The organism is Cupriavidus sp. H18C2, assembly GCF_049393795.1.
Lineage (GTDB): Bacteria > Pseudomonadota > Gammaproteobacteria > Burkholderiales > Burkholderiaceae > Cupriavidus > Cupriavidus pauculus_C.
In genome coordinates this window covers 3,002,527-3,027,251 of sequence record NZ_CP186010.1, presented here as the reverse complement: position 1 = coordinate 3,027,251, position 24,725 = coordinate 3,002,527, and the positions used below count along the sequence as shown (strand labels likewise).

Below are 24,725 nucleotides of genomic sequence, written 5' to 3'. Positions count from 1 at the left end.
TGCACTCTAGGAGATAGACATGACCATCAAGATCGGCATCAACGGCTTCGGCCGCATCGGACGCATGGTGTTCCGCGCCGCCGTGGCGAACTTCAAGGACGTGGAAGTCGTCGCCATCAACGACCTGCTCGAACCGGACTACCTGGCCTACATGCTCCAGTACGACTCGGTGCATGGCCGCTTCGACGGCGAAGTGTCGGTGGACGGCAACACGCTGGTCGTGAACGGCAAGAAGATCCGCCTGACCGCCGTCAAGGATCCGGCGGAGCTGAAGTGGGGCGAGGCTGGCGTGGACGTGGTGATCGAGTCGACCGGCATCTTCCTGACCAAGGAAGGCGCGCAGAAGCACATCGACGCGGGCGCCAAGAAGGTGATCATGTCGGCCCCGTCGAAGGACGACACCCCGATGTTCGTGTACGGCGTGAACCACGACTCGTACAAGGGCGAGGCGATCATCTCGAACGCCAGCTGCACCACGAACTGCCTGGCCCCGGTGGCCAAAGTGCTGAACGACAAGTGGGGCATCAAGCGCGGCCTGATGACGACCGTGCACGCCGCCACGGCGACGCAGAAGACCGTCGACGGCCCGTCGAACAAGGACTGGCGCGGTGGCCGCGGCATCCTGGAAAACATCATCCCGTCGTCGACCGGCGCCGCCAAGGCCGTGGGCGTGGTGATTCCGCAGTTGAACAAGAAGCTGACCGGCATGTCGTTCCGCGTGCCGACCTCGGACGTGTCGGTGGTCGACCTGACCGTCGAGCTGGAAAAGCCGGCCAAGTACGAGGAAATCTGCGCCGAGATGAAGGCCCAGAGCCAGGGCGCGCTGAAGGGCGTGCTGGGCTACACGGAAGACAAGGTCGTGGCCACGGACTTCCGCGGCGATGCGCGCACCTCGATTTTCGACGCCGAAGCCGGTATCGCGCTGGACGGCACGTTTATCAAGGTCGTGAGCTGGTACGACAACGAGTGGGGTTATTCGAACAAGTGCCTGGAAATGGCACGCGTCGTGGCCAAGTAATCGGTCGGATCGACCCCGCTTCACGGAAAACGCGCCTTCGGGCGCGTTTTTTTGTGGGCGCTGGCGGCTGGGAGCTATTAAAAAAGCCGAAAATTCTTAAGAATATGCGTCTGCGCAAGGCAGGAATCGGCCCACATCGATCAATATGGCGGGCCGTCGGCGCGTGATGCCGTGGTTTTTTGACATTATCTGTCCCGAAGTCGTCAAAAATCCGCTTATCTGCATTTGAAGTAGTGCGAGAAATGCTGAATTTGCTTTCCGCTGCCGATTTTTTCTCTTACACTCGGAAGAATCTGTTGAAATCTGATGTGCAGCCAGTGAAAGTGGTGGGCCGTCGACGCGTGAGACTTTCCAACCGGGCCTGATCATGGTGAACGTGGATACCAAGCTGCTGGTGATTTTCACCGAGCTGCTGAGCAAGCGAAACGCCACTTATGTGGCCGAGAAAATGCACATGACGGCGCCTGCCGTCTCGCACTCGCTTGGCCGCCTGCGCGAAATCTTCGACGACCCTCTTTTTATCCGTGTGCCGCACGGCCTGACGCCGACGCCCCGCGCGCTCGAACTCGGCCCGAAGATCCGCGACATGCTGGACCTCTGGTCGTCGATCAACGAGGGCGACGCCGACAATTTCGATCCGGCCGTCGCCACCGGCACGCTGAGCATCGGCTTTGCGGCCGAGCTGGGCGATACGGTCTTCAACCGCTTCGTGCTGCGTATCAAGCAACTGGCGCCCGACCTGCATATCCGGCTGGTGGAGTCGCATTCGTGGGAAAGTGACGTGGCGTCGATGCGCGCCAACGAACTCGACCTGGCATTTTCGCCATTTCCCACGCGCCACCCGGAAATCGTCGAGGAAATGGTCACGTCGCTGAACCTCTGGGTTTGCGCACGCAAGAACCATCCGGTCCTGAAGAACGATTGCACGCTGGAACAGTATCTCGACTGCAGCCATATCTTCATGGCGCACTCGGGCGGCACGGGCCGGCCGGCCACGGCGCTGATCCCGCTGGACTACGCGCTGCAGCAGCGCGGCCTCAAGCGCAATGCCACGCTGACCGTCCATTCCTGGCGCGCCCAGGCCGAACTGGCCGCCCAGACCGACATGATCTTCACCGTCAGCGCGCTGACCAAGGACATGGCGTGCGAGACCTACGGCCTCAAGGCGTTCCCGCTGCCGGCCGAGCTCAACACGACGCTGGGCCTGAACATGTTCTGGCACCGCAGCCGCAATACCCATCCGATGCTGGTCTGGGCCCGCAACCTGTTCCGCCAGGTCGTCGGCGAGTTCGTGGGGCTGCCGCCGGCTTCCACCGTGCGCAACCTGCGCGTGGTGACCGAAGCCGCGCCGGACGACCTGCCGCAGGAGTAACCCGCCGGCGGACGGCCTGGACCATGAAAAAACCGGCGCCGAGGCGCCGGTTTTTCTTTGTCTGCAGGGCTCGGCGTGGCATAGGGCCAGTGCCGGCGCGGCTTATCGTTTGGGTCGGTGGGGACAGTCGTTCTTGGTGCAGTTGCCGTACAGCGACAACGCATGTTCCTGCAAGGCGAAGCCGCGCTCGCGCGCGATGCTCTGCTGGCGCTGCTCGATGTCGCCGTCGAAGAATTCCTCGACGCGACCGCAGTCCAGGCACACCAGGTGGTCGTGGTGCTTGCCTTCGTTGAGTTCGAAGATGGCCTTGCCCGATTCGAAGTTGTTGCGGGACAGCAGGCCCGCCTGCTCGAACTGGGTCAGGACGCGATAGACCGTGGCGAGGCCGATATCCATATGCTCGTTGAGCAGGATCCGGTAGACGTCTTCCGCGCTGAGATGGCGCTGTTCGCTGGTCTGGAAGATTTCAAGAATCTTCAGGCGGGGGACGGTCGCCTTGAGGCCGATGTTTTTGAGGTCCGCCGGACTCGGCATGGGCGTGACTCCCTAGAGTACAATGTCTGGATAGTTGAATCATAAGGGTTTTGGCGACAAAAGTCGCCCCGGTGCCATGGCGCCCGGACGCCGCCCGCAGGGTGGCGTACCCGCGATGCGCCTGGCCGTGCCGGACGCCGCCGCTCTCGCGCGGTGCGCCGGTTCCGGCACAGAACCATTCCCGTCTGGAAGCGAGATACATGCGTTCATTCCGTTCGTCCGCCATGCGCCCGGCGCTGGTTTCATCCCTGCTGGCCGCCGCGCTGCTGGCCGGTGCCTGCTCGGCCTACGACAGCACGTCGCGCAAGGTGGCAGAAGCCATCACGCCTTATCGCATCAACATCGTCCAGGGCAACTTCGTCTCGCGCGAGGCGGCGGCGCAACTGCGCGAAGGCATGACGCGCGACCAGGTGCGCTTCCTGCTGGGCACGCCGCTGCTGCAGGACGTGTTCCACGGCAACCGCTGGGACTACTACTTCTCGTTCCGCCGGGGCGCCACGCCGGTGGTCCAGTCGCGCAAGTTCACGGTGTTCTTCGATGGCGACACGCTGACCAAGTGGCAGGGTGACGACCTGCCGTCGGAATACGAACTGATCGCCGAAATCGACGGCATGAAGGCCGCCCAGCGCAACCAGAAGATCGGTGTCGGGTCGTCGTCCTCTTCGTCCGCCCCGGCCGCATCCGCCGCCCAGGCGGCCCCGGCCGCACCGGCGACCCCGGCTGCCGATGCGGCGGTGGGCACGCCGCCGGCGTCCGAGCCGGCCGCGCAGGCCCCGGCCACCAGCGCCGCCCAGGACAAACCGGCCAGCTGACCGGCCACGGCCGCCGGCCCGTTCCGGTCGGCATCTCATCGCACCCCGCGCCCGGCAGATCCGCCGGGCGTCCGTCTCCCCGATACCCATCATGAAAATCGCCATCGCAGGGGCTTCCGGCCGCATGGGCCGCATGCTGATCGAAACCGTGCTGAACACCGACGGCGTGACGCTGGCCGGGGCGCTCGAACATGCCGCGTCGCCCGCGCTGGGCCAGGACGCCGGGCTGTTCCTGGGCCGCAACACCGGACTGCCGATCACGGCCGACATCGACGCCGTCATGGCCGCCGCCGACTGCCTGATCGACTTCACGCGCCCGGAAGGCACGCTCGTGCACCTGGAGGCGGCCCGCCGGCTGGGCAAGAAGATCGTCGTCGGCACCACGGGCTTCGACGCGGCGGGCAAGCAGGCGCTGGCCGACGCCGCCAAGTCCATCGGCGTGGTGTTCGCGTCGAACTTCAGCGTGGGCGTGAATGCCACGTTCAAGCTGCTCGACGTGGCCGCCCGGCTGCTGTCCACCGGCTACGACATCGAGGTCATCGAGGCGCACCATCGCCACAAGGTCGATGCCCCGTCCGGCACCGCGCTGACGATGGGTGAAGTGATTGCCAATGCACTCGGTCGCAACCTTGACGACTGCGCCGTCTATGCCCGCGAAGGCCACACGGGCCCGCGCGACGCCAACAGCATCGGCTTTGCCACGGTGCGCGGCGGCGACATCGTCGGCGATCACACCGTGATGTTCGCCGGCATCGGCGAGCGGATCGAGATCAGCCACAAGTCGTCGAGCCGCCAGTCGTATGCCGATGGTGCCGTGCGTGCCGCCCGCTTCCTCGCGGACAAGCCGGCCGGCATGTTCGACATGCAGGACGTGCTGGGCCTGAAGTAATCCGTCCGGCGCGCCGCCTCGGGGCGGCCAGGCGCCGGCTTTCCGCAGACTTGCAGCGCCCCGTGGCGGCCCGGATTCGGGGCCGGCCACGGTTATAATCGCTGCTTTCGCATTCCGATCCCCCCGGCCGCCCGGCGCGCCCGTTGCCGCGCGAGCCCGTTGTCCAGACCCGTCGTCCCGACCATGCAAGACAAATATCTTCCGTCCGCCGTAGAACAAGCCGCCCAGCAGCATTGGCAAGCCATCGATGCCTACCGGGTATCGGAGCACGCGGTCGGACCGGACGGCAAGGAAAAAGCCAAGTTCTACGCCTGCTCGATGCTGCCGTACCCGTCGGGCAAGCTGCACATGGGCCACGTGCGCAACTACACGATCAACGACGTGATGGCGCGCTACCTGCGCATGAACGGCCGCAACGTGCTGATGCCGATGGGCTGGGACGCGTTCGGCATGCCCGCCGAGAACGCCGCGCTGAACAACAAGGTGGCGCCGGCCGCCTGGACCTACGACAACATCGCTTACATGAAGAAGCAGATGCAGTCGATGGGCCTGGCGATCGACTGGTCGCGCGAGGTGGCCACGTGCAGCCCCGACTACTACCGCTGGAACCAGTGGCTGTTCCTGAAGATGCTGGAGCGCGGCATTGCCTACCGCAAGACCGGCACCGTGAACTGGGACCCGGTGGACCAGACCGTGCTGGCCAACGAGCAGGTGATCGACGGCCGCGGCTGGCGATCGGGCGCCGTGGTGGAAAAGCGCGAGATCCCGATGTACTACCTGCGCATCACCGACTACGCGCAGGAACTTCTGGGCGACCTGGACGGCCTGGGCTGGCCCGAGCGCGTCAAGATCATGCAGCAGAACTGGATCGGCCGCAGCGAGGGCGTGCGCTTTGCGTTCCCGCATGACATCCGCGACGCCGCCGGCCAGCCGATCCAGGACGGCAAGCTCCACGTGTTCACCACGCGCGCCGACACGATCATGGGCGTGACGTTCTGCGCCGTGGCCGCCGAGCACCCGCTGGCCACGCACGCCGCCGCCACCAACCCCGAACTGGCCGCCTTCATCGACGAATGCAAGCACGGCTCGGTCATGGAAGCCGACATGGCGACCATGGAGAAGAAGGGCATGCCCACCGGCCTTCAGGTCACGCACCCGCTGACCGGCGAGCAGGTGGACGTCTGGGTGGGCAACTACGTGCTGATGAGCTACGGCGACGGCGCGGTCATGGGCGTGCCGGCGCACGACGAGCGCGACTTCGCGTTTGCCAACAAGTACGGCCTGCCGATCCGCCAGGTCATCGACGTCAAGGGCCAGCCGTATTCGACCGACGCCTGGCAGGAGTGGTACGGCGACAAGGAGCAGGGCGTCTGCATCGACAGCGGCAAGTACGACGGCCTGGCCTACAAGGCGGCCGTGGACGCCATCGCCGCGGACCTGGCCGCCAAGGGCCTGGGCGAGAAGAAGGTGACCTGGCGCCTGCGCGACTGGGGCATCTCGCGCCAGCGCTACTGGGGCACGCCGATCCCGCTGATCCACTGCGACGCCTGCGGCGTGGTGCCGGTGCCCGAGCAGGACCTGCCCGTGGTGCTGCCCGAAGACCTGGTGCCGGACGGCACGGGCAACCCGCTGAACAAGGACGCACGCTTCCTGCAATGCACTTGCCCGTCGTGCGGCAAGCCGGCGCGCCGCGAGACCGACACGATGGACACGTTCATCGACTCGTGCTGGTACTACATGCGCTACACGTGCCCGGACGCCGCCACGATGGTCGATGCCCGCAACGACTACTGGATGCCGATGGACCAGTACATCGGCGGCATCGAGCACGCAATCCTGCACCTGCTGTACGCGCGCTTCTGGACCAAGGTCATGCGCGACCTGGGCCTGGTCAAGTTCGACGAGCCGTTCACCAACCTGCTGACGCAGGGCATGGTGCTCAACGAGACGTACTTCCGCGAGGACGCCAGCGGCAAGAAGACCTGGTACAACCCGGCCGAGGTCGACGTGCAGACCGACGAGCGCGGCCGCCCGTCCGGCGCCACGCTGCAGGCCGACGGCCAGCCAGTGGTGATCGGCGGGGTCGAGAAGATGTCGAAGTCCAAGAACAACGGCATCGACCCGCAGGCCCTGATCGACCAGTACGGCGCCGACACCGCGCGCCTGTTCGTGATGTTCGCCGCGCCGCCCGAGCAGCAGCTTGAATGGAGCGGATCGGGCGTGGAAGGCGCGTCGCGCTTCCTGCGCCGCGTGTGGAACTATGGCTACGCCAACGCCGCGGCAATCCGCGACGGCGCGGGCAGCCAGCCGGCCGCCGCCGATGCCGACCTGCGCCGCGAGTTGCATACGGTGCTCAAGCAGGCCAACTACGACTACGAGCGGATCCAGTACAACACCGTCGTGTCGGCCACGATGAAGATGCTGAATGCGCTGGAAGACGCCAAGGGCGCGTCGCCGGCCGCGCGCCGCGAGGGCTTCAGCATCCTGCTGCGCGTGCTGTACCCGGTGGTGCCGCACATCGCCCACGGCCTGTGGGCCGAGCTGGGCTACGCGGCCGAGGCCGGCGACATCCTCGACGCCGCCTGGCCGCAGGTGGACGAGACCGCGCTGGTGCGCAGCGAGATCGAACTGGTGCTGCAGGTCAACGGCAAGGTCCGGGGCAGCCTGACGGTGCCGGCCGACGCCGACCGCGCCGCCATCGAGGCCGCGGCCGCCGGCAGCGACATCGTGGCGAAGTTTGCCAACGGCGGCGCGCCCAAGAAGATCGTGGTCGTGCCGGGCCGGCTCGTCAACGTGGTGCTCTGAGACCCCTTAACCAGGAAGACATGGCAATGGATCGACCGGACATGGGACGCCGCGGATTTCTCGCCCTCGGTGCGGCGACGGTGGCGGCCGGCCTGCTGGCCGGTTGCGGCTTTCACATGCGCGGCAGCGCGGACTTCGCGTTCAAGAAGCTCTACATCGGGCTGCCGGCCAATTCGCTGATGGGCGCGGACCTGCGCCGCAACATCCGCAACGGCTCCGACACGCTGATCGTCGAGGACCAGGCGCAGGCCGACGCGCTGCTGGACGTGCTGCAGGACGCGCAGTACCGCTCGATCCTGTCGATCACGGCCCAGGGCGTGGTGCGCGAATACCGGCTGACGCAGCGCTTCACCTTCCGGCTGCGCGACGCGGCCGGCAAGGAACTGATTGCGCCGTCCACGCTGCTGCTGACGCGCGACCTGACCTACAACGAAGCCAACACGCTGGCCAAGACGTACGAAGAGCAGCAGCTCTACCGCGACATGCAGAAGGACATCGTGCAGCAACTGATGCGCCGGCTGGCCGCGGTCAAGACGATCTGAGGCGGCCAGGGCCGGGATGCAGCTCAAGCTCGACGGACTTGAAGGCCACCTGAAGCAGGCCCAGGCCAGGGGCCTGGCGCCGCTCTACGTGGTGCATGGCGACGAGCACCTGCTGGTGCTGGAGGCGGTGGACCGCCTGCGCCGCGCCGCGCGCGAGGCCGGCTACACCGAGCGCGAGGTGCTGGTGGCCGAACGCGGGTTCCACTGGAGCCAGCTCACCGAGGCCCAGCAGTCGATGTCGCTGTTCGGCGACCGCAAGATCGTGGAACTGCGCGTGCCGTCGGGCAAGCCCGGCAAGGACGGCGGCGAGGCGCTGCGGGCCGTGGCGGCCCAGCCGTCGCCCGACGTGGTGATGCTGGTGACGCTGCCGCGGCTGGACTTCGCCGCGTCCAAGTCGGCCTGGTTCCAGGCGCTGGAATCGGCCGGCATGTCGATCAAGGTCGACGCGGTGGACCGCACGCGGCTGCCGGCCTGGGTGGGCGACCGGCTGGCGCTGCAGCAGCAGCGGGTGGAGCCGGGCGAGGCCGGCCGGCGTGCGCTGCAGTTCATCGCCGACAAGGTGGAAGGCAACCTGCTGGCCGCGCACCAGGAAATCCAGAAACTCGGCCTGTTGTACCCGCCGGGCGTGCTGACCTTCGATGCAGTGCACGACGCGGTGCTGAACGTGGCCCGCTACGACGTCTTCAAGCTGTCCGAGGCCATGCTGGGCGGCGACGTGCCGCGCCTGACCCGGATGCTCGAAGGGCTGCGCGGCGAGGGCGAGGCCACGGTGCTGGTGCTGTGGGCGCTGACCGAGGAAATTCGCGTATTATCCAAGGTCCGGCAAGGGCTGGCGGCCGGCAAGCCGGCGGGCGTGCTGATGCGCGAGCTGCGCGTCTGGGGCCCGCGCGAACGGCTGGTGCCGCAGGCCGCGCAGCGGCTGTCGATGCCGCAACTGGAGGCCGCGCTGGCCATGGCCGCGCGGCTGGACCGGCAGGTCAAGGGCCTGTCGGACCTGCCAGGCGCGGGTGGCGCGGCGGGCAGCCTGCCGGCCGAACCATGGGACGGGCTGCTGCAACTGGCGCTGCGGATCGCGCGGCCAGCCTGACGCGCCGGCCACGCCAGCCAAACCGAACACAGCCGGCAGCCGCGCCGGCGCCTCGACATCGCGGCACCCACAGCAGACCGGGCACGGCCCGGACACCATCGTGACCGAGTTCGATCTCCACGCTTACATGTCCCGCGTCGGCCAGCAGGCCCGCGCGGCGTCGCGCGCCATGGCGCGGGCCTCCACGGCCGACAAGAACCGCGCGCTGCTGACGATTGCCGCCGCCATCCGCCGCGACGCCGGCAAGCTCAAGGCCATCAACGCGCGCGACGTGGAGCGCGCCCGCGCCAACGGCCAGGACGCCGCGTTCGTGGACCGCCTGACGCTGTCCGACAAGGCGATCGACACGATGGCCGCCGGGCTGGAGCAGATTGCCGCGCTGCCGGACCCGATCGGCGAGATCAGCAACATGAAGTTTCGCCCCACCGGCATCCAGGTGGGCCAGATGCGCGTGCCGCTGGGCGTGATCGGCATCATCTACGAGTCGCGCCCGAACGTGACGATCGACGCCGCGGCGCTGTGCCTGAAGTCGGGCAACGCCACGATCCTGCGCGGCGGGTCCGAAGCCATCGAATCGAACACGGCGCTGGCCGCGCTGGTGGCCGAGGGGCTGGCCAGCGCCGGGCTGCCGGCCGAGGCCGTGCAGGTCATCGAGACCACCGACCGCGCCGCCGTGGGCCGGCTGATCACGATGACCGAGTACGTGGACGTGATCGTGCCGCGCGGTGGCAAGAGCCTGATCGCGCGCCTGATCGAGGAAGGCCGCGTGCCGATGATCAAGCACCTGGACGGCATCTGCCACGTCTACGTCGACGACGATGCCGACGTGGAAAAGGCCGTGCGCGTCTGCGACAACGCCAAGACCCAGCGCTACGCGCCGTGCAACACGATGGAGACGCTGCTGGTGTCCCGCCGGATCGCCCCGGCCGTGCTGCCGCCGCTGTGCCGCATCTACCAGGACAAGGGCGTGGAACTGCGCGTCTGCGCCGATACCCGTGCCACGCTGGAAGCGGCCGGGTTCACGAACCTGGTGGACGCCACCGAGCAGGACTGGCACACCGAATACCTGGCGCCGGTGCTGGCCATCCGCACCGTGGACGGCCTGGACGCCGCCATCGCCCACATCAACACCTACGGCTCGGCCCACACCGACTCGATCATCACCGAGAACTACAGCACCGGCATGCGCTTCCTGCGCGAGGTGGATTCGGCCAGCGTGATGATCAACGCGTCCACGCGCTTTGCCGACGGCTTCGAGTACGGCCTGGGCGCCGAGATCGGCATTTCGAACGACAAGCTGCACGCCCGCGGCCCGGTGGGGCTGGAAGGGCTGACGTCGCTGAAGTACGTGGTCTTCGGCCACGGCGAAGTGCGCACCTGATCAACGGCGGGGAACGTAGATGCTCTGGGTCAAAGCCTTCCATATCCTGTTCGTCGTGTCGTGGTTCGCGGGGCTGTTCTACCTGCCGCGCATCTTCGTCAACCTGGCGATGGAGACCGAGCCGGCCGCCGTGCAGCGGCTGCTGCTGATGGCGCGCAAGCTGTTCCGCTTCATGACCATGCTGGCCGTGCCGGCCGTGGTGTTCGGGCTGTGGCTCTACCTGGGCTACGGCATCGGGCGCGGCACGGGGCAGGGCTGGATGCATGCCAAGCTGGCGCTGGTGCTGGTGCTGATCGGCTATCACCACGGCTGCGGCGTGCTGCTGCGCAAGTTCGAGCGTGGCGCCAATGCCCGGTCGCACACGTTCTACCGCTGGTTCAACGAGCTGCCGGTGCTGGTGTTGCTGGCCATCGTGATTCTGGTTGTCGTAAAGCCGTTCTAATCTGTCGGATCCCAACTGTTTTCGATGAGGTCGTGATGAGCAAGCAGGTCGAGTATTTCCTGGCGCCCCAGTCACCGTTCGTCTACCTGGGCCACGCCCGCTTCATGGAGATCGCCAACCGCCACCAGGCGCAGGTGCTGCTGAAGCCGGCAGACCTGGGCCGCGTGTTCTCGGTGTCCGGCGGGCTGCCGCTGGCCCAGCGTCCGCCGCAGCGCCAGGCGTACCGGCTGGTGGAACTGGAGCGCTGGAGCCGGTTCCTGGACATCCCGCTGAACCTGCATCCGACGTTCTTCCCGGTGTCCGGCGATGCCGCCGCGCGGCTGATCATCGCGGCACAGCTGGCCCATGGCACGGCGCGCGCGCTGGCGCTGACCGGCGCCATCACGCGCGCGGTCTGGGCCGAGCAGCGCAACATTGCCGACGCGGCCACGCTGGCGCAGATCGCCGACGAGAACGGGCTGGACGGCGCCGGCCTGCTGAAGGCCAGCGAGGCGCAGGCCGTGCAGGCGGCCTACGCCCAGAATACCCAGGATGCGATCTCGGCCAACGTGTTCGGCGCGCCGTGGTTCATCCATGACGGCCAGCCGTACTGGGGCCAGGACCGGCTCGATTTCCTGGACCGCGCGCTCGCGGCAGGCTGATCGGCACCCGGACCCACGCTTGACCCGTCCGCCGTCGCGGACGTTTTTGTTTTCAGGAATCCCTCGCCATGACCCAAGCCTTCTTTGCTCCCTGCCCGCGTGGCCTCGAATCGGCACTGGCCGAGGAGCTGCGCGAGATCGCGCAGTATCCGGCCGTGGCGGCCGCGGCACCGTTCGAGGTGCACCGCGAGTTGCCGGGCGGCGTGAGCTTCTCGGGCGGCATGTCGGCCGCCTATGCGGTCAACCTGCATTCGCGCATCGCCAGCCGCGTGCTGCTGCGCGTGGCGCAGCGCGGCTACCGGCACGAGGACGACATCTACACGCTGGCGCGGCAGCAGCGCTGGGAGCAGTGGTTCTCGCCCGACGAGAGCCTGCGGATCGATATCACGTCGCACAAGTCGCCGCTGCGCAGCCTGAATTTCACGGCGCTGCGGGTCAAGGACGGTGTCTGCGACGCGATGCGCGAGCGGCTGGGCGCGCGGCCCAGCGTCGACACGGTCAGCCCCGACGTCCGCATCTACGCGCACCTGAGCGAGACCGACTGCACGCTCTACCTGGACACCACCGGCGAGCCGCTGTTCAAGCGCGGCTGGCGCATGGAGAAGGGCGAGGCGCCGCTCAAGGAAAACCTGGCGGCGGGCATCCTGCGGCTGGCTGGCTGGACGCCGGGCAACACCAGCCGGCCGTTCTTCGACCCGATGTGCGGCAGCGGCACGTTCCTGGTGGAAGCGGCGCAGGTGGCGCTGGGCATCGCGCCGGGCGTAGGTCGCACGTTCGCGTTCGAATGGCTCAAGGGCGCCGACACGAAGGCCTGGCAGGCGCTGCGCGCCGACGCCCAGCGCGCCTGCGAATCGGCCGCGAGCCGTAGCGCCGCGTTGCAGATCGCCGGTTCGGACATCTCGACGGACATGCTGTCGATGGCCGATGCCAACTGGCAGCGCGCCGGGCTGCCCGGGGACGCGCAGCTCAAGCAGGTGGACGCACGCTTCGTGCAGCCACCGTTTGCCGAGGCCGGCCTGCTGATGATGAATCCGCCCTACGGCGAGCGGATCGCGGTGCGCGGCAGCCGCCGCGACGCGCCGATGGACGCTCCCCGCGACGAAGCCGAGGAGGCCGCCGCCAACCAGTTCGCCAGCGCGTTTGCCACGACGCTGAAGCAGCATTTTGCCGGCTGGCAGGCCTGGGTGTTCACGGGCGACCTGGGCTTTCCCAAGCGCCTGCGCCTCAAGGAATCGCGCCGCACGCCGCTGTTCAACGGCAATATCGAATGCCGGCTGTTCCGGTTCGACATGGTGCGCGGGGGCAATCGGGAGGCAGGCAGGAAGGAGTGAGGCCGGCGAGAGGCCCAAAGCTCCGAAGCTCCGAAGCTCCGAAGCTCCGAAGCTCCGAAGCTCCGAAGCTCAAGCCAGCTTGTTCCGCCCAGTCATGGCGTCGGCGTTGCGCGAGAATTCCGACAGGAAGCTCTGCAGGCTGACCACCGGCTCCTGCAGCATGTGGCGCGGCAGGTCGAACAGCGCGTAGAAGTATTCCTCGTTGCCCTCGCAGCGTTCGGCGGGCAGGCAGTACTGTTCCCAGTCGACGCAGGCCGGCGTGTACATGCCGTTGCCGGGCCAGAAGAACGGCACGATGCGGCCCTCGCGCAGCCCCTCGATCAGCGCGGCCGGGGCCTCGTAGGCTTCGGCCGATTCCACCTGGCTCATCAGCCCGGCGCGGGTCTCGATGACCATCAGCGTGGCGTGGCCCTGCGCGGTCAGCAGCAGCATACCCACCGGGTTGGGGAACAGGTAGAACTCGACAAAGCCGTAGCGCGCCGCCGTCTGGCGCACGCGGTCGGCCATGACCGGGTCCGACAGGAACGCGTACGAATGGCGGGTCAGCAGGTCGCGCAGCGTGCGCGAGATGGCCGCGAAGTACTGCTGCTGCAGCGCGTCGATCTCGTCGTTCAGGCGCGCCACCATGTTGGGGTCGTGCTTCTTCACGTAGCGGTCGATCAGCCCGTGGTTGAAGCCCTGCACGGCGATGTTCTCGTCGGCCGTGCCGGTCAGCAGGATGGTCTTGCACGGCAGGTCTTCCAGCGCCTGGCAGAACTCCAGGCCGTCCATCTGCGGCATCGAGTAATCCACCACGATCACGCCCGGCTGCAGAAAGCGGTGGACGTCATGGATCTGGCGGTGGATGCGGTCGACGTCCAGCTGCACCGTGCGGCGCTCGGACAGGAAGGTCAGGTCGTCGTGCGTCACGCGCACGGGCAGGAAGGCGGGGTGCCGCGTGGCATAGGCATCGCGAATCCACGCCAGCGCGTCGCGCGGATCGGTGAAACTGACCACCGCGCGCGATGCATCCATCTGGAAAGCCAGGCTGTCGATAAACGATTTGCTATCGTCCACCAGCACCGTCAGGACGGGGTGATGGAAAACCGACAGGTTCCGGTCATGCGCGGGGAAGGTCATGGTGCGATCGAATCTGGCCGCTGCCGCAGGGGAAAAAGAACGGGGCAAGCCAGTATAGCGCCTGAGCCTGCGCGCGCAACCCGACGGCCAAAAAGGACGCGGCCAGCGTTGGTTGCTGGCCGCAGTCGTTCGATTTCGTTGATGACAGGTCTGCGCGTTGCTTTATTCACGCGGCCAGAATGGCACCGTGACGGTCGCGAAGATTAACGGCAGATTAGTCGACGGCCTTGAACATGTCTTCCACCACCTTCTTGGCGTCGCCGAACACCATCATGGTCTTGTCCATGTAGAACAGCTCGTTGTCCAGGCCCGCGTAGCCGGCCGCCATCGAGCGCTTGTTCACGATGATGGTCTTGGCCTTGTACGCCTCCAGGATCGGCATGCCGGCGATGGGGGATTTCGGATCGGTCTTGGCGGCCGGGTTGACCACGTCGTTGGCGCCCAGCACCAGCACCACGTCGGCCTGCCCGAATTCGCTGTTGATGTCCTCCATCTCGAAGACCTGGTCGTACGGCACCTCGGCCTCGGCCAGCAGCACGTTCATGTGCCCCGGCATGCGGCCCGCCACGGGGTGGATCGCGTACTTCACGGTCACGCCGTGCTCGGTGAGCTTCTCCGTCAACTCCTTCAGCGCATGCTGCGCGCGGGCCACGGCCAGGCCGTAGCCGGGCACGATGATGACCGTCTCGGCGTTGCTCATCACGAACGCGGCGTCGTCGGCTGAGCCGGACTTCACGTTGCGCTGCGCCTGCTCTCCGGCGGCCGCGCCGGCCGAGGCGTCGGCGCCAAAGCCGCCCAGGATCACGTTGAAGAACGACCGGTTCATCGCCTTGCACATGATGTACGACAGGATGGCACCCGACGACCCCACGAGCGAGCCGGCGATGATCAGCATGGGATTGTTCAGCGAGAAGCCGATGCCCGCCGCCGCCCAGCCCGAGTACGAGTTCAGCATCGACACCACCACGGGCATGTCGGCGCCGCCGATCGGGATGATGATCAGCACGCCCAGCACGAACGCGATGGCCAGCATGATCAGGAACGGCAGCCACGCCTGCGACAGGAAGAAGATGATGCCGAAGCCGATCATGGCGATGGCCAGCAGCAGGTTCAGCCAGTGCTGGCCGGCAAACACCACCGGGGCGCCCTGGAACAGCCGGAACTTGTAGCGGCCGGACAGCTTGCCGAACGCGATGACCGAGCCGGAGAACGTGATGGCCCCGACAAAGCACCCGATGAACAGTTCGATGCGGTTGCCCACCGGAATCGCGTGCGACCCGGCCGGCGTGATGCCGAACGCCGCCGGCTCCGCCACGGCCGCCACGGCGATGAACACCGCCGCCAGGCCGATCAGCGAGTGCATGGCCGCCACCAGCTCGGGCATCTTGGTCATCTCGACCTTGCGCGCCACGTAGGCGCCAATGCCGCCGCCCACCACCAGCGCGCCGAAGATCAGCGCCAGCCCGGTGCCGACCGACGACTGCGCCGCGCCCACCGCCAGGAACTCGTTCTTGAGCTTGACGATCAGCACCAGCGTGGTCACCACGGCCACCGCCATGCCGATCATGCCGAACGCATTGCCCTTGCGGGCCGATGCCGGGTGCGACAGGCCCTTGAGCGCCTGGATGAAGCAGACCGACGCCACCAGGTACAGCAGCGTCACGAGGTTCATGCTGATGGCTTCCATCACGCACCCTCCCTGGCGGCTTCAGCGCCGGCCTTGGCGCGCGGCTCCTTCTTCTTGAACATCTCCAGCATGCGCTGGGTCACCAGGAAGCCCCCGAACACGTTCACCGCGGCCAGCGCCACGGCCAGCGTGCCCATCACGCGGCCCACGCCGCCTTCGGTCAGGCCGGCCGCCAGCATGGCGCCGACGATGATGATGGCCGAGATCGCATTGGTCACGGCCATCAGCGGGGTGTGCAGTGCGGGCGTGACCGTCCACACCACGTGGTACCCCACGTAGATTGCCAGCACGAAGATGATCAGGTTGATCACCGTGTGGTTCACCATCTCCATCGACTTCTCCTCCGTTGCTTTTGAATACTTGCGCTGCGGTGCGCCCGGCTGTCCAGGGAACTGCAAGTTTCAGCACTGCGGGATCGGGCACGCCGGGATGCGGCCGCCGTGGCGCGGCCGGCTCGGGCCGCGTCACGGACACTGTTGGGGCGGGATGTCAGGCGGCCTGCTGCCTGACGACCTGGCCGTCCTTGCACATCAGGCAGGCGGCGACGATGTCGTCTTCCAGGTTCAGCGTGTAGCGGCCGTCCTTGTCGACGATCAGCTTCAGGAAGTCCAGCACGTTGCGCGCGTAGAGTGCCGACGCATCGGCGGCCACCATGCTGGCCAGATTGGTGTGACCGATCAGCGTCACGCCATGGCGTTCCACCACCTCGTCGGCCACGGTCAGCGGGCAGTTGCCGCCCTGCGCGGCGGCCAGGTCGACCACGACCGAGCCGGGTTTCATCTGCTTGACGGTGTCCTCGGCCAGCAGCACGGGGGCCCGGCGGCCCGGGATCAGCGCGGTGGTGATGACGATGTCGGCCTGGATGGCGCGCTGGTGCACGAGTTCGGCCTGGCGGCGCATCCAGTCGGGCGGCATCGGGCGGGCGTAGCCCCCCACGCCCTGGGCAATCTCGCGCTCTTCGTCGGTCACGAACGGCACGTCCAGGAACTTGGCGCCCAGCGATTCGATCTGCTCCTTCACGGCCGGGCGCACGTCTGACGCCTCGATCACGGCGCCCAGCCGCTTGGCCGTGGCGATGGCCTGCAGCCCGGCCACGCCGGCGCCCAGGATCAGCACGCGCGCCGCCTTGACGGTGCCGGCGGCGGTCATCAGCATCGGCATGAAGCGCTGGTAATGGTGGGCGGCCACCAGCACGGCCTTGTAGCCGGCGATGTTGGCCTGCGACGACAGCACGTCCATGCTCTGCGCGCGCGTGGTGCGCGGCGCGGCTTCCAGCGCGAACGCGGTGATCGCGGCGCTGGCCATGCGGGCGTTGTTCTCGATATCGAACGGGTTGAGCATGCCCACCAGCACCGCGCCGGGCCTGAACTGGGCGCGTTCGGCGTCGTCGGGGGCGCGGACCTTGAGGACGAGTTCGGCACCCAGCGCGTCGGCCGGGCCGCCGATACGGGCGCCGGCCGCCTCGAATGCCGCATCGGGAATGCTGGCGCGTACCCCTGCGCCCGCCTGCACCGTAACCTGATGGCCCTGGGCGACATACTTCTTGACGGTCTCCGGGGTGGCGGCGACACGCGTCTCACCTGCCCGCGTCTCGAGCGGGATACCGATATGCATCGTCAATTTCTCCTGTCTGGCGTCGTTCGTAGTCGTGGTCGGGCCAACGTCCTCGCCCGTTGGTGCAATGCAAAAGACTGCACCAATTTTTGCGCAGCTTACCCGAAACTTACGTTCGATGGTGACCGGGCGGTCAGTGTTTTGTGCAGGGGGCGCGACTTATTTTTGCGGCTCATGAAATGGCGCTTTTGATGCACATCGAATTGACGCCGCCAGTCGTCTTTATCGGAAGGCTTCAGCGGGGCGGCCAATCTTGATGCCGATTTGACGGCCGGCTGCGTATCGTGGCGCCAACGTCTCATTCGAGGCGTCCTTTTTCACGATTCCCACTCATGATCGCAACCCGCCTGATGACCTCGGCGCCGGCCACGCTGGCCGCCGCCATCCTGCGTGCCGCACCGTTTTCCCAAGCCTTCGCCCAGCAGGCGCCCGCCGATGCGGCCGACGCCGCCGCGCCCGCGTCGCCGCACAGCTTCACCGCCAACGTGTCCGTGGTGTCCGACTACCGCTACCGGGGCATCAGCCAGACCAACCTGCGGCCGGCCGTGCAGGGCGGCTTCGATTACGCCCACGCCAGCGGCTTCTATCTGGGCAACTGGAATTCCAGCATCAGCTGGCTGGGCGATGCCGACGCATCGGTCTCGGCGCCGGTCGAGATGGACTTCTACGGCGGCTTCCGCAACGCGTTCCGGCTCGGCGGGCAGGACATCAGCTACGACGTCGGCGTGCTGGAGTACTACTACCCGGGCGGCTACACGGCCACGCGCCCGTACACGACCGAAATCTATGCCGGCGTGGGCTGGGGCCCGCTGTCGCTGAAGTACTCGCACGCGCTGACCAACCTGTTCGGGTTTGCCGACAGCCGCAACAGCTACTACGTCGACCTGACCGCCAACGTGCCGCTGAACGTCTGGGGCCTGACGCTGAACGCCCACGTCGGCTACCAGGGCGTGCGGCACTTTGGCGACGCGTCCTACACCGACTGGAAGATCGGCGTGACAAAGGACCTGGGCAACGGGTTCGCGCTGGCCGTGGCCTATCTCGACACCAATGCCAGCCGCACCGCGTACACCAACACGCGCGGACGCTACCTGGGCAAGGCCACCGCGTTTGCGTCGATCACCAAGACGTTCTGACCCGCGCCGGCCGGCCATTTTGATGCGTTGTTGATGCCCGCCGGCCCAAACGCTGCATCAAATTGACGCCGGTCTCCCTAGCATGAACCCATCTCCAACAGACGACCCGCCCCGCGCGGGTCCGCGCTTCATGCGACAGTCATCGAGTCTCGCCGTGGCGTTTGCCTCGGTCCCGCGGCGCCGCGCCGTGCCCCAGGAGGCATGGATCCGCCTGCGCCTGGCCGTGTCTTCCGCGCAGGTGTTCGCGCTGCGCCAGACGCTGCATCGGGCTATCGGGGGCATGGCGCGCATCTACGTGGTCGAGGTCGACCATCGCCATGGCGAGACCACGCTGCATGTGGAGGTGGAACGCGCCGAGCGCGACGCCGCCATGCACGCGATCATGCAGGCGCTGCCGGCGGCCCAGTTCGGCGTGGCGTCGATCCTCGGGGACGACCATGGCACGCACTGACGCCCGGCGCGGCGCCATCGCGGACGGGCTCTGGCTGCCGATGGTGACGCCGCTGCGCGACGACCAGATCGACCTCGACGCCGCGCAGCGGCTGGCGGCCCACTACGCCGCCGCCGGCGTGGACGGCCTGATCGTGCTCGGCACGACGGGCGAGGGCGGCCTGCTGACCGATGCCGAGCGCTTCATGCTGGCCGCCGCCGTGTGCGAGGCGGCCGGGGGCCGGCTGCCGGTGATGGCCGGCGTCGGCGGCGTGGCCACGCACGCGGTGTGCGAGCAGGTACGCCGCCTGGACCGCCTGCCGCTGGCCGGATTTCTGGTGCCGCCGCCGTACTACCTGCGCGTGTCCGACGAAGGCATCGCCTGGCACCTGCGCAGCGTGGCCGCGCGCACCGGCAAGCCGCTGATGCTCTACAACGTGCCGCGCCGCACCGGCTGCACGATCTCGCCCGATCTGGCGTGGCGGCTGGCCGCCCATCCCCAGATCGTCGCGATCAAGGAGTGCGAGCCGTCGGGCCTGCGCACGCTGGCGCTGCAGGACCGCATCGACGTGTTCTGTGGCGACGACGCGTCGATGCTCGACCACCTGCTGCGGGGTGGGCAGGGCATCGTGCCGGCGGCGGCCCATGTGCGGCCGGACCTGTTCGTGCGCCTGCTGCACGATGCGCGCGGCGGGCGCGAGGCGGCGGCCCGCGCGCTGTTCGAGCAGTTGTCGCCGCTGATTGCGCTGATGTTTGCAGAGCCCAATCCCGCGCCGGTCAAGGCCGCGCTGCAGCGGATCGGTCTGACCACGGCCGAGGTGCGCCGGCCGCTGATGCCGGCGTCGCAGGCCCTGGTCGCCCAGATCGACGCGGTACTGGCCCAGTTGCCGCCAATGGTCGACGCCGCGGCCGCCTGAGCCCGTCCGGCCATGCACGTTCCGACGGCAACCGGTAGAATGCCGGATTGCTTAAAAAATGTGCATCATGTCACGTGAATGGAATGCCAGCGTCACGGTTGCGGCCGTGATCGAACGGGGCGGCCGCTTCCTGCTGGTGGAAGAAGAAACGGCGGACGGCCTGCGCTTCAACCAGCCGGCCGGCCACCTGGAACCGGGCGAGAGCCTGGTGCGCGCCGTGATCCGCGAAACGCTCGAAGAGACGGCCCACACGTTCGAGCCGCGCGCGCTGATCGGCTGCTACATGAGCCGGGGCCGCTCGTCGCGCGACGGCGGCGACACCACCTACATCCGCTTTGCCTTCACTGGCGACCTGGGCGCGCTCGACGCCGGCCGGCAGCTCGATACCGGCATCGTCCGCACGGTCTGGATGACCGCCGAGGAAATCCGCGCGTGCGCCAGCCAGCACCGCTCGCCGCTGGTGATGGTCGTCGTCGACGACTACCTGGCCGGCAAGCGCTTTGCGCTCGATGTGCTGCATGCGCATCCCACGGCCATCGCCACCCCGGCCGCCACGGCCACGGGCGCGGCGCCGGAGGTGGCATCGTGAGCGGCAAGCGGGTAGTGGTGGGCATGTCGGGGGGCGTCGATTCGTCGGTCACGGCATGGCTGCTCAAGCAGCAGGGCTACGAGGTCATCGGCCTGTTCATGAAGAACTGGGAGGATGACGACGACAGCGAGTACTGCTCCACGCGGCAGGACTGGCTGGACGTGGCGTCCGTGGCCGACGTGATCGGCGTGGACGTGGAGGCCGTGAACTTTGCCGCCGAATACAAGGACCGCGTGTTCGCAGATTTCCTGCGCGAGTACTCGGCCGGCCGCACGCCGAACCCCGACGTGCTGTGCAACGCCGAGATCAAGTTCAAGGCGTTCCTGGACCACGCGATGTCGCTGGGCGCCGACCTGATCGCCACGGGCCACTACGCGCGCGTGCGCCAGGCCGCCAGCGGCAGGTTCGAGCTGCTGAAGGCGTTCGACCACACCAAGGACCAGAGCTACTTCCTGCACCGGCTGAACCAGGCGCAGTTGTCGCGCACCGTGTTCCCGCTGGGCGAAATGCCGAAGACCCGCGTGCGCGAGATTGCCGCCGAGATCGGCCTGCCGAACGCGCGCAAGAAGGATTCGACCGGCATCTGCTTCATCGGCGAACGGCCGTTCCGGGACTTCCTGAACCGCTACCTGCCGACCAGACCGGGCCCGATGCTGACCGACGAAGGCAAGGTCGTCGGCGAACACATCGGCCTGGCGTTCTACACGCTGGGCCAGCGCAAGGGCATCGGCCTGGGCGGCAGCCGGGATGGCAACGGCGATGCGTGGTACGTGGCGCGCAAGGACATGGCGGCCAACACGCTGTACGTGGTGCAGGGGCACGACCATCCGTGGCTGCTCCAGCCGGAGCTGGATGCCGCGGACCTGTCCTGGGTGGCCGGCGAGCCGCCCGCCGCCGGCGCGACGATGGCCGCCAAGACCCGCTATCGCCAGAGCGATGCGGCGTGCACGGTGGTGAAGGCGGAGGGCGATGCGCTGCGGCTGTCGTTCCCCGAGGCGCAATGGGCCGTGACGCCCGGGCAGTCGGCCGTGCTGTACGACGGCGAGATATGCCTGGGCGGGGGCATAATCCAGTAGCTGCGATGGAAAAAAGGGGCCAGACGGCCCCTTTTTTCATGGTGCGGCGGGGCGGTCAGCCCTGCGGCGGCGCGGTGTCGATGAACGACTGGCGCTTTTCGATCTTGTCCTGGAACGCGACAAGGTTCTCGTACTGGTCGCGCCAGGCGATGTCCGGGAAGCGGAAATCGAGGTAGGCCAGCGCGCAGCCCACGGCCACGTCGGCCAGCGTGTAGTGGATGCCGGTGCACCACGGCTTGTCGGCCAGGCCCTTCGACATGGCGGCCAGGGCGGCGTCGATCTTGCCGCGCTGGCGGGCCACCCAGCTTTCGCTGCGTTCGGACGGCTCGCGCTGCGTGACTTCCAGCCGCACCAGCAGCGCGGCGTCCAGCAGGCCGTCGGCCAGCGCTTCCCAGCAGCGCACTTCCAGGCGTTCACGGCCGCCCTGCGGGATCAGGCGGCTGACGGGCGACAGGGTATCGGCATATTCCGCGATCACGCGGGAATCGAAGACCGCGCCGCCGTCTTCCATGATCAGGCACGGGACCTTGCCGAGCGGATTGAACTGACCGATGGTGGTGTCGGGCGACCAGACGTTTTCCTCGATCATCTGGTAGTCGATCTTCTTCTCGGCCAGCACCACACGCACCTTGCGCGCGTACGGGCTGGTGTGGGACGCATACAGCTTCATGTTCTCCCCTTGAGCTTGTTATGAAGTGCATCGGCGCTCGTGGCACGGTGGCGCTGGCAGGCGCGTCGGCGTGCCCGATGGACTTCATAACAGGCTAACGGATGAGCGAGCGCGAGTATACATGCGGAGTGCCGGGATTGCGGCGCCAATGCGGGCTTGCGCACGCTGCCCAACGCCGGCGCGCCGCGAGCGCGCACGGGGCCGGGGGCGATGGTAAAATCCCGCGTTGCGCGTTCGGCGGCCGTCTTGCATCGGCTGCCTGTCGGCTTCTGCACGGCAGTGCCGGGCGGCGCATCCGCCGCTTTTCCGCGCCCCCGCACAAGCCCCCCCGAATCCTCTTTTCTCCGGTTGCCAGCATGTCCACGTCGTCCCTTTCGCCGCTCACCGCCCTGTCTCCCATCGATGGCCGTTATGCCGCCAAGGCCGACGCGCTGCGCGAGTGGCTGTCGGAAGCGGCCTTCATGCGCAACCGCGTCAAGGTCGAGGTCAACTGGCTGATCGCGCTGGCCCAGGCCGGCCTGCCCGACGTGCCGAAGTTCTCGGCCGATTCCGAAGCCCGCCTGCAGGCCCTGGTCGACAACTTCACCGAGGCCGATGCCGCCCGCATCAAGGAGATCGAGGCGGTCACGAACCACGACGTGAAGGCCGTGGAGTACTGGCTCAAGGAGCAGGTCAAGGGCAACGCCGAGCTGGAAGCGGCAAGCGAGTTCATCCACTTCGCCTGCACGTCGGAAGACATCAACAACACGTCGCACGGCATGATGCTCAAGGGCGCCCGCGACGGCGTGATCGTGCCGGCACTGCAGCGCGTGCACGGCCGCCTGGTGGAACTGGCCAAGCTCAACGCCACCCAGCCGATGCTGTCGCGCACCCACGGCCAGCCGGCCAGCCCGACCACGCTGGGCAAGGAAGTCGCCAATGTGGCGGCCCGTCTGGCCCGTGCCATCGAGCGCGTGCAGCGCGTGGAACTGCTGGGCAAGATGAACGGCGCGGTGGGCAACTACAACGCGCACCTGTCGGCCTACCCGTCGTTCGACTGGGAGTCGTTCTCGAAGCAGGTGATCGAGCAGCGCCTGGGCCTGACGTTCAACCCGTACACGATCCAGATCGAGCCGCATGACTACATGGCCGAACTGTTCGACGCCATCGCCCGTGCCAACACGATCCTGCTGGACCTGAACCGCGACGTCTGGGGCTACATCGCGCTGGGCTACTTCAAGCAGAAGACCAAGGCCGGCGAAATTGGCTCTTCGACGATGCCGCACAAGGTCAACCCGATCGACTTCGAGAACTCCGAGGGCAACGTGGGCCTGGCCAACGCCGTGCTGCGCCACCTGTCGGAAAAGCTGCCCGTCTCGCGCTGGCAGCGCGACCTGACCGATTCCACCGTGCTGCGCAACATGGGCGTGGCATTCGGCTACAGCCTGCTGGCCTATGAGGCCTGCCTGCGCGGCCTGGGCAAGCTGGAAACCAATCCGGAACGCCTGGACGAAGACCTGGACAACTGCTGGGAAGTGCTGGCCGAGCCGGTGCAGACCGTGATGCGCCGCTTCGGCGTGCCCAACCCGTACGAGCAGCTCAAGGAGCTGACGCGCGGCAAGGGTATCTCGCGCGAGGCGCTGCAGACGTTCGTCCAGGGCCTGGCGATTCCCGACGATGCCAAGCAGCTGCTGCTGGCGATGACGCCGGCCAGCTACATCGGCAAGGCCGTGGAACTGGCCAACCGCATCTGACGCCGTCTTGCCGCGCCACGGTTGCCGTGGCGGCCAGACAACAGGGCTGACCTTCGGGTCGGCCCTTTTCGTTTGCGCGGGCTGGCCTGGCATCGCGTGGGTTCCCGGGCGCAGGGTGCGACACGTCACCACATCAAATCATTTGAATAACTTCATGAACTTCGACCCTTCCCAGCCGCTGCCGCTCACTCAATAATGCGAGAATTGCTGGCGCGTGAGGGACCGGTCCGGGACGAGACCGCGCTGCGACGCCAGCAGACCGCATCAACAACAAGGATCGAAGGGATTCACCGAGATGGGCTACCAAGGAACCGGGCCGGGGGGCCAGGCGCAGTACACCGCCACCGCCATCGGGCTGCACTGGCTGATTGCATTCGGCATCTTCGCGGCGTTCGGCCTGGGCCTGTACATGACCAGCATCCCGGGGCTGACGCCGACCAAGCTCAAGCTGTTCTCGTGGCACAAGTGGCTGGGCGTGACGATCTTCGCCGTGGCCGTGCTGCGCGTGATCTGGCGCGCCACCCACGCCGCGCCGCCCGTGGCGCCTGGCACGCCGGCCTGGCAGGCCCGCGCCGCCGCCGCCGCGCACCATCTGCTCTATCTGCTGATCCTGATCGTGCCGATCACCGGCTACCTCTACAGCTCGGCCGCCGGCGTGCCGGTGGTGTACCTGGGCCTGTGGAAGCTGCCGGCGCTGATCGACGCCAGCGACACGCTCAAGCCCATCCTGAAGCAGGTGCATATCTGGCTGAACTACAGCATGGCGGCCATCGTCGTGGTGCACGCGGCCGCGGCCGTCAAGCACCAGATCGTGGACCGCGATGGCACGCTGGGCCGCATGATCCCGTTCCTGCGCTGAGCGGCAGCGCACCGTTTTCCTGCTTTCCGCCTGACCAACCGG

The 24,725-nt window shown here is 67.4% G+C and carries 24 protein-coding genes; 18 read left to right on the top strand and 6 right to left on the bottom strand.

Features of this window, described 5'->3' with window-relative positions:
* Nucleotides 1-19 precede the first annotated feature (19 nt).
* Both gap and EPAKOI_RS13710 read left to right on the top strand, forming a co-directional pair.
* Nucleotides 20-1,018: a type I glyceraldehyde-3-phosphate dehydrogenase gene (gap, locus tag EPAKOI_RS13715; RefSeq protein ID WP_124683279.1), complete on the top strand. Its 999-nt coding sequence runs from the start codon at nucleotides 20-22 to the stop codon at nucleotides 1,016-1,018.
* A 367-nt stretch (nucleotides 1,019-1,385) separates the two neighbouring features.
* Nucleotides 1,386-2,390, top strand: coding sequence for a LysR family transcriptional regulator (locus tag EPAKOI_RS13710; RefSeq protein WP_313835318.1), 1,005 nt, complete (start codon nucleotides 1,386-1,388; stop codon nucleotides 2,388-2,390).
* Between the two features lie 102 nt (nucleotides 2,391-2,492).
* Here the strand turns inward: EPAKOI_RS13710 and fur are convergent, their stop codons facing one another.
* Nucleotides 2,493-2,924 (bottom strand): ferric iron uptake transcriptional regulator, encoded by a 432-nt coding sequence (fur, locus tag EPAKOI_RS13705; RefSeq protein WP_066732268.1) that lies wholly within the window; start codon nucleotides 2,922-2,924, stop codon nucleotides 2,493-2,495.
* 200 nt (nucleotides 2,925-3,124) lie between these two features.
* On the opposite strand from fur, the gene EPAKOI_RS13700 reads away from it, so the two are divergent.
* From EPAKOI_RS13700 to EPAKOI_RS13660, 9 genes are all read left to right on the top strand, one after another.
* Nucleotides 3,125-3,736 (top strand): outer membrane protein assembly factor BamE, encoded by a 612-nt coding sequence (locus EPAKOI_RS13700; RefSeq protein ID WP_423192417.1) that lies wholly within the window; start codon nucleotides 3,125-3,127, stop codon nucleotides 3,734-3,736.
* A 91-nt stretch (nucleotides 3,737-3,827) separates the two neighbouring features.
* On the top strand, nucleotides 3,828-4,625 hold the full coding sequence (dapB, locus tag EPAKOI_RS13695) for a 4-hydroxy-tetrahydrodipicolinate reductase (RefSeq protein WP_313835317.1): 798 nt from the start codon (nucleotides 3,828-3,830) through the stop codon (nucleotides 4,623-4,625).
* A 183-nt stretch (nucleotides 4,626-4,808) separates the two neighbouring features.
* Nucleotides 4,809-7,430: a leucine--tRNA ligase gene (gene leuS / locus EPAKOI_RS13690; RefSeq protein ID WP_423192416.1), complete on the top strand. Its 2,622-nt coding sequence runs from the start codon at nucleotides 4,809-4,811 to the stop codon at nucleotides 7,428-7,430.
* Nucleotides 7,431-7,456: 26 nt separating this feature from the next.
* Nucleotides 7,457-7,972: an LPS assembly lipoprotein LptE gene (gene lptE, locus EPAKOI_RS13685; RefSeq protein WP_124685036.1), complete on the top strand. Its 516-nt coding sequence runs from the start codon at nucleotides 7,457-7,459 to the stop codon at nucleotides 7,970-7,972.
* Between the two features lie 16 nt (nucleotides 7,973-7,988).
* Nucleotides 7,989-9,059 carry a DNA polymerase III subunit delta gene (gene holA, locus EPAKOI_RS13680; protein WP_423192415.1) on the top strand — a complete coding sequence of 357 codons (1,071 nt, stop codon included), beginning with the start codon at nucleotides 7,989-7,991 and terminating at the stop codon, nucleotides 9,057-9,059.
* 127 nt (nucleotides 9,060-9,186) lie between these two features.
* Entirely contained in the window at nucleotides 9,187-10,440 is a 1,254-nt protein-coding gene (locus tag EPAKOI_RS13675) for a glutamate-5-semialdehyde dehydrogenase (protein WP_423193520.1), read from the top strand.
* Nucleotides 10,441-10,459: 19 nt separating this feature from the next.
* On the top strand, nucleotides 10,460-10,882 hold the full coding sequence (locus EPAKOI_RS13670; protein ID WP_313835313.1) for a CopD family protein: 423 nt from the start codon (nucleotides 10,460-10,462) through the stop codon (nucleotides 10,880-10,882).
* A gap of 35 nt (nucleotides 10,883-10,917) precedes the next feature.
* Nucleotides 10,918-11,523 (top strand): 2-hydroxychromene-2-carboxylate isomerase, encoded by a 606-nt coding sequence (locus EPAKOI_RS13665; protein ID WP_124683287.1) that lies wholly within the window; start codon nucleotides 10,918-10,920, stop codon nucleotides 11,521-11,523.
* A 68-nt stretch (nucleotides 11,524-11,591) separates the two neighbouring features.
* Nucleotides 11,592-12,854: a THUMP domain-containing class I SAM-dependent RNA methyltransferase gene (locus EPAKOI_RS13660; RefSeq protein ID WP_423192414.1), complete on the top strand. Its 1,263-nt coding sequence runs from the start codon at nucleotides 11,592-11,594 to the stop codon at nucleotides 12,852-12,854.
* Nucleotides 12,855-12,923: 69 nt separating this feature from the next.
* Here EPAKOI_RS13660 and EPAKOI_RS13655 read toward each other — a convergent pair whose 3' ends face one another.
* From EPAKOI_RS13655 to EPAKOI_RS13640, 4 genes are all read right to left on the bottom strand, one after another.
* On the bottom strand, nucleotides 12,924-13,973 hold the full coding sequence (locus EPAKOI_RS13655; RefSeq protein WP_124683289.1) for a response regulator: 1,050 nt from the start codon (nucleotides 13,971-13,973) through the stop codon (nucleotides 12,924-12,926).
* 214 nt (nucleotides 13,974-14,187) lie between these two features.
* Nucleotides 14,188-15,660 carry an NAD(P)(+) transhydrogenase (Re/Si-specific) subunit beta gene (locus tag EPAKOI_RS13650; RefSeq protein WP_409558969.1) on the bottom strand — a complete coding sequence of 491 codons (1,473 nt, stop codon included), beginning with the start codon at nucleotides 15,658-15,660 and terminating at the stop codon, nucleotides 14,188-14,190.
* On the bottom strand, nucleotides 15,660-15,992 hold the full coding sequence (locus EPAKOI_RS13645; protein ID WP_124683291.1) for an NAD(P) transhydrogenase subunit alpha: 333 nt from the start codon (nucleotides 15,990-15,992) through the stop codon (nucleotides 15,660-15,662). Before EPAKOI_RS13645 ends, EPAKOI_RS13650 begins: the two co-directional genes overlap by 1 nt.
* Nucleotides 15,993-16,149: 157 nt before the next feature.
* The gene (locus EPAKOI_RS13640) at nucleotides 16,150-17,274 is read right to left on the bottom strand and encodes a Re/Si-specific NAD(P)(+) transhydrogenase subunit alpha (protein ID WP_124683292.1); all 1,125 of its coding nucleotides are present in this window, start codon (nucleotides 17,272-17,274) and stop codon (nucleotides 16,150-16,152) included.
* A 332-nt stretch (nucleotides 17,275-17,606) separates the two neighbouring features.
* Here EPAKOI_RS13640 and EPAKOI_RS13635 point away from each other — a divergent pair, with 332 nt between their 5' ends.
* The 5 genes from EPAKOI_RS13635 (at nucleotide 17,607) to mnmA (ending at nucleotide 21,421) form a co-directional block, all read left to right on the top strand.
* Nucleotides 17,607-18,410: a TorF family putative porin gene (locus EPAKOI_RS13635; RefSeq protein ID WP_423192413.1), complete on the top strand. Its 804-nt coding sequence runs from the start codon at nucleotides 17,607-17,609 to the stop codon at nucleotides 18,408-18,410.
* A gap of 187 nt (nucleotides 18,411-18,597) precedes the next feature.
* Nucleotides 18,598-18,861, top strand: coding sequence for a hypothetical protein (locus EPAKOI_RS13630; RefSeq protein ID WP_253699999.1), 264 nt, complete (start codon nucleotides 18,598-18,600; stop codon nucleotides 18,859-18,861).
* Nucleotides 18,848-19,756, top strand: a complete 909-nt coding sequence (gene dapA, locus EPAKOI_RS13625) for a 4-hydroxy-tetrahydrodipicolinate synthase (RefSeq protein ID WP_423192412.1) — start codon at nucleotides 18,848-18,850, stop codon at nucleotides 19,754-19,756. Before EPAKOI_RS13630 ends, dapA begins: the two co-directional genes overlap by 14 nt.
* 58 nt (nucleotides 19,757-19,814) lie before the next feature.
* On the top strand, nucleotides 19,815-20,345 hold the full coding sequence (locus EPAKOI_RS13620; RefSeq protein WP_124683296.1) for an NUDIX hydrolase: 531 nt from the start codon (nucleotides 19,815-19,817) through the stop codon (nucleotides 20,343-20,345).
* Nucleotides 20,342-21,421, top strand: coding sequence for a tRNA 2-thiouridine(34) synthase MnmA (gene mnmA / locus EPAKOI_RS13615; protein ID WP_423192411.1), 1,080 nt, complete (start codon nucleotides 20,342-20,344; stop codon nucleotides 21,419-21,421). Before EPAKOI_RS13620 ends, mnmA begins: the two co-directional genes overlap by 4 nt.
* Nucleotides 21,422-21,476: 55 nt before the next feature.
* Here the strand turns inward: mnmA and EPAKOI_RS13610 are convergent, their stop codons facing one another.
* A complete protein-coding gene (locus EPAKOI_RS13610) occupies nucleotides 21,477-22,091 on the bottom strand; it encodes a glutathione S-transferase C-terminal domain-containing protein (protein WP_124683298.1) in 615 nt (204 codons plus the stop codon).
* A gap of 356 nt (nucleotides 22,092-22,447) precedes the next feature.
* Between EPAKOI_RS13610 and purB the strand changes: the two genes are divergently transcribed.
* Complete coding sequence (purB, locus tag EPAKOI_RS13605) at nucleotides 22,448-23,824, top strand: adenylosuccinate lyase (protein ID WP_423192410.1); 1,377 nt, start codon at nucleotides 22,448-22,450, stop codon at nucleotides 23,822-23,824.
* Nucleotides 23,825-24,119: 295 nt separating this feature from the next.
* Nucleotides 24,120-24,683, top strand: coding sequence for a cytochrome b (locus EPAKOI_RS13600; protein ID WP_124683300.1), 564 nt, complete (start codon nucleotides 24,120-24,122; stop codon nucleotides 24,681-24,683).
* Nucleotides 24,684-24,725: the final 42 nt, after the last annotated feature.

Bases quoted from the DNA above. Each gene is read 5' to 3' on its own strand.
- dapB (WP_313835317.1), top strand. From the start codon at position 3,828: ATGAAAATCGCCATCGCAGGGGCTTCCGGCCGCATGGGCCGCATGCTG.
- lptE (WP_124685036.1), top strand. From the start codon at position 7,457: ATGGATCGACCGGACATGGGACGCCGCGGATTTCTCGCCCTCGGTGCG.
- EPAKOI_RS13710 (WP_313835318.1), top strand. From the start codon at position 1,386: ATGGTGAACGTGGATACCAAGCTGCTGGTGATTTTCACCGAGCTGCTG.
- EPAKOI_RS13665 (WP_124683287.1), top strand. From the start codon at position 10,918: ATGAGCAAGCAGGTCGAGTATTTCCTGGCGCCCCAGTCACCGTTCGTC.
- holA (WP_423192415.1), top strand. From the start codon at position 7,989: ATGCAGCTCAAGCTCGACGGACTTGAAGGCCACCTGAAGCAGGCCCAG.
- purB (WP_423192410.1), top strand. From the start codon at position 22,448: ATGTCCACGTCGTCCCTTTCGCCGCTCACCGCCCTGTCTCCCATCGAT.
- EPAKOI_RS13600 (WP_124683300.1), top strand. From the start codon at position 24,120: ATGGGCTACCAAGGAACCGGGCCGGGGGGCCAGGCGCAGTACACCGCC.
- EPAKOI_RS13620 (WP_124683296.1), top strand. From the start codon at position 19,815: ATGTGCATCATGTCACGTGAATGGAATGCCAGCGTCACGGTTGCGGCC.
- gap (WP_124683279.1), top strand. From the start codon at position 20: ATGACCATCAAGATCGGCATCAACGGCTTCGGCCGCATCGGACGCATG.
- EPAKOI_RS13660 (WP_423192414.1), top strand. From the start codon at position 11,592: ATGACCCAAGCCTTCTTTGCTCCCTGCCCGCGTGGCCTCGAATCGGCA.
- EPAKOI_RS13700 (WP_423192417.1), top strand. From the start codon at position 3,125: ATGCGTTCATTCCGTTCGTCCGCCATGCGCCCGGCGCTGGTTTCATCC.
- EPAKOI_RS13670 (WP_313835313.1), top strand. From the start codon at position 10,460: ATGCTCTGGGTCAAAGCCTTCCATATCCTGTTCGTCGTGTCGTGGTTC.
- EPAKOI_RS13675 (WP_423193520.1), top strand. From the start codon at position 9,187: ATGTCCCGCGTCGGCCAGCAGGCCCGCGCGGCGTCGCGCGCCATGGCG.
- EPAKOI_RS13610 (WP_124683298.1), bottom strand. From the start codon at position 22,091: ATGAAGCTGTATGCGTCCCACACCAGCCCGTACGCGCGCAAGGTGCGT.
- EPAKOI_RS13645 (WP_124683291.1), bottom strand. From the start codon at position 15,992: ATGGAGATGGTGAACCACACGGTGATCAACCTGATCATCTTCGTGCTG.
- dapA (WP_423192412.1), top strand. From the start codon at position 18,848: ATGGCACGCACTGACGCCCGGCGCGGCGCCATCGCGGACGGGCTCTGG.
- EPAKOI_RS13640 (WP_124683292.1), bottom strand. From the start codon at position 17,274: ATGCATATCGGTATCCCGCTCGAGACGCGGGCAGGTGAGACGCGTGTC.
- EPAKOI_RS13635 (WP_423192413.1), top strand. From the start codon at position 17,607: ATGATCGCAACCCGCCTGATGACCTCGGCGCCGGCCACGCTGGCCGCC.
- EPAKOI_RS13655 (WP_124683289.1), bottom strand. From the start codon at position 13,973: ATGACCTTCCCCGCGCATGACCGGAACCTGTCGGTTTTCCATCACCCC.
- fur (WP_066732268.1), bottom strand. From the start codon at position 2,924: ATGCCGAGTCCGGCGGACCTCAAAAACATCGGCCTCAAGGCGACCGTC.
- leuS (WP_423192416.1), top strand. From the start codon at position 4,809: ATGCAAGACAAATATCTTCCGTCCGCCGTAGAACAAGCCGCCCAGCAG.
- EPAKOI_RS13650 (WP_409558969.1), bottom strand. From the start codon at position 15,660: ATGGAAGCCATCAGCATGAACCTCGTGACGCTGCTGTACCTGGTGGCG.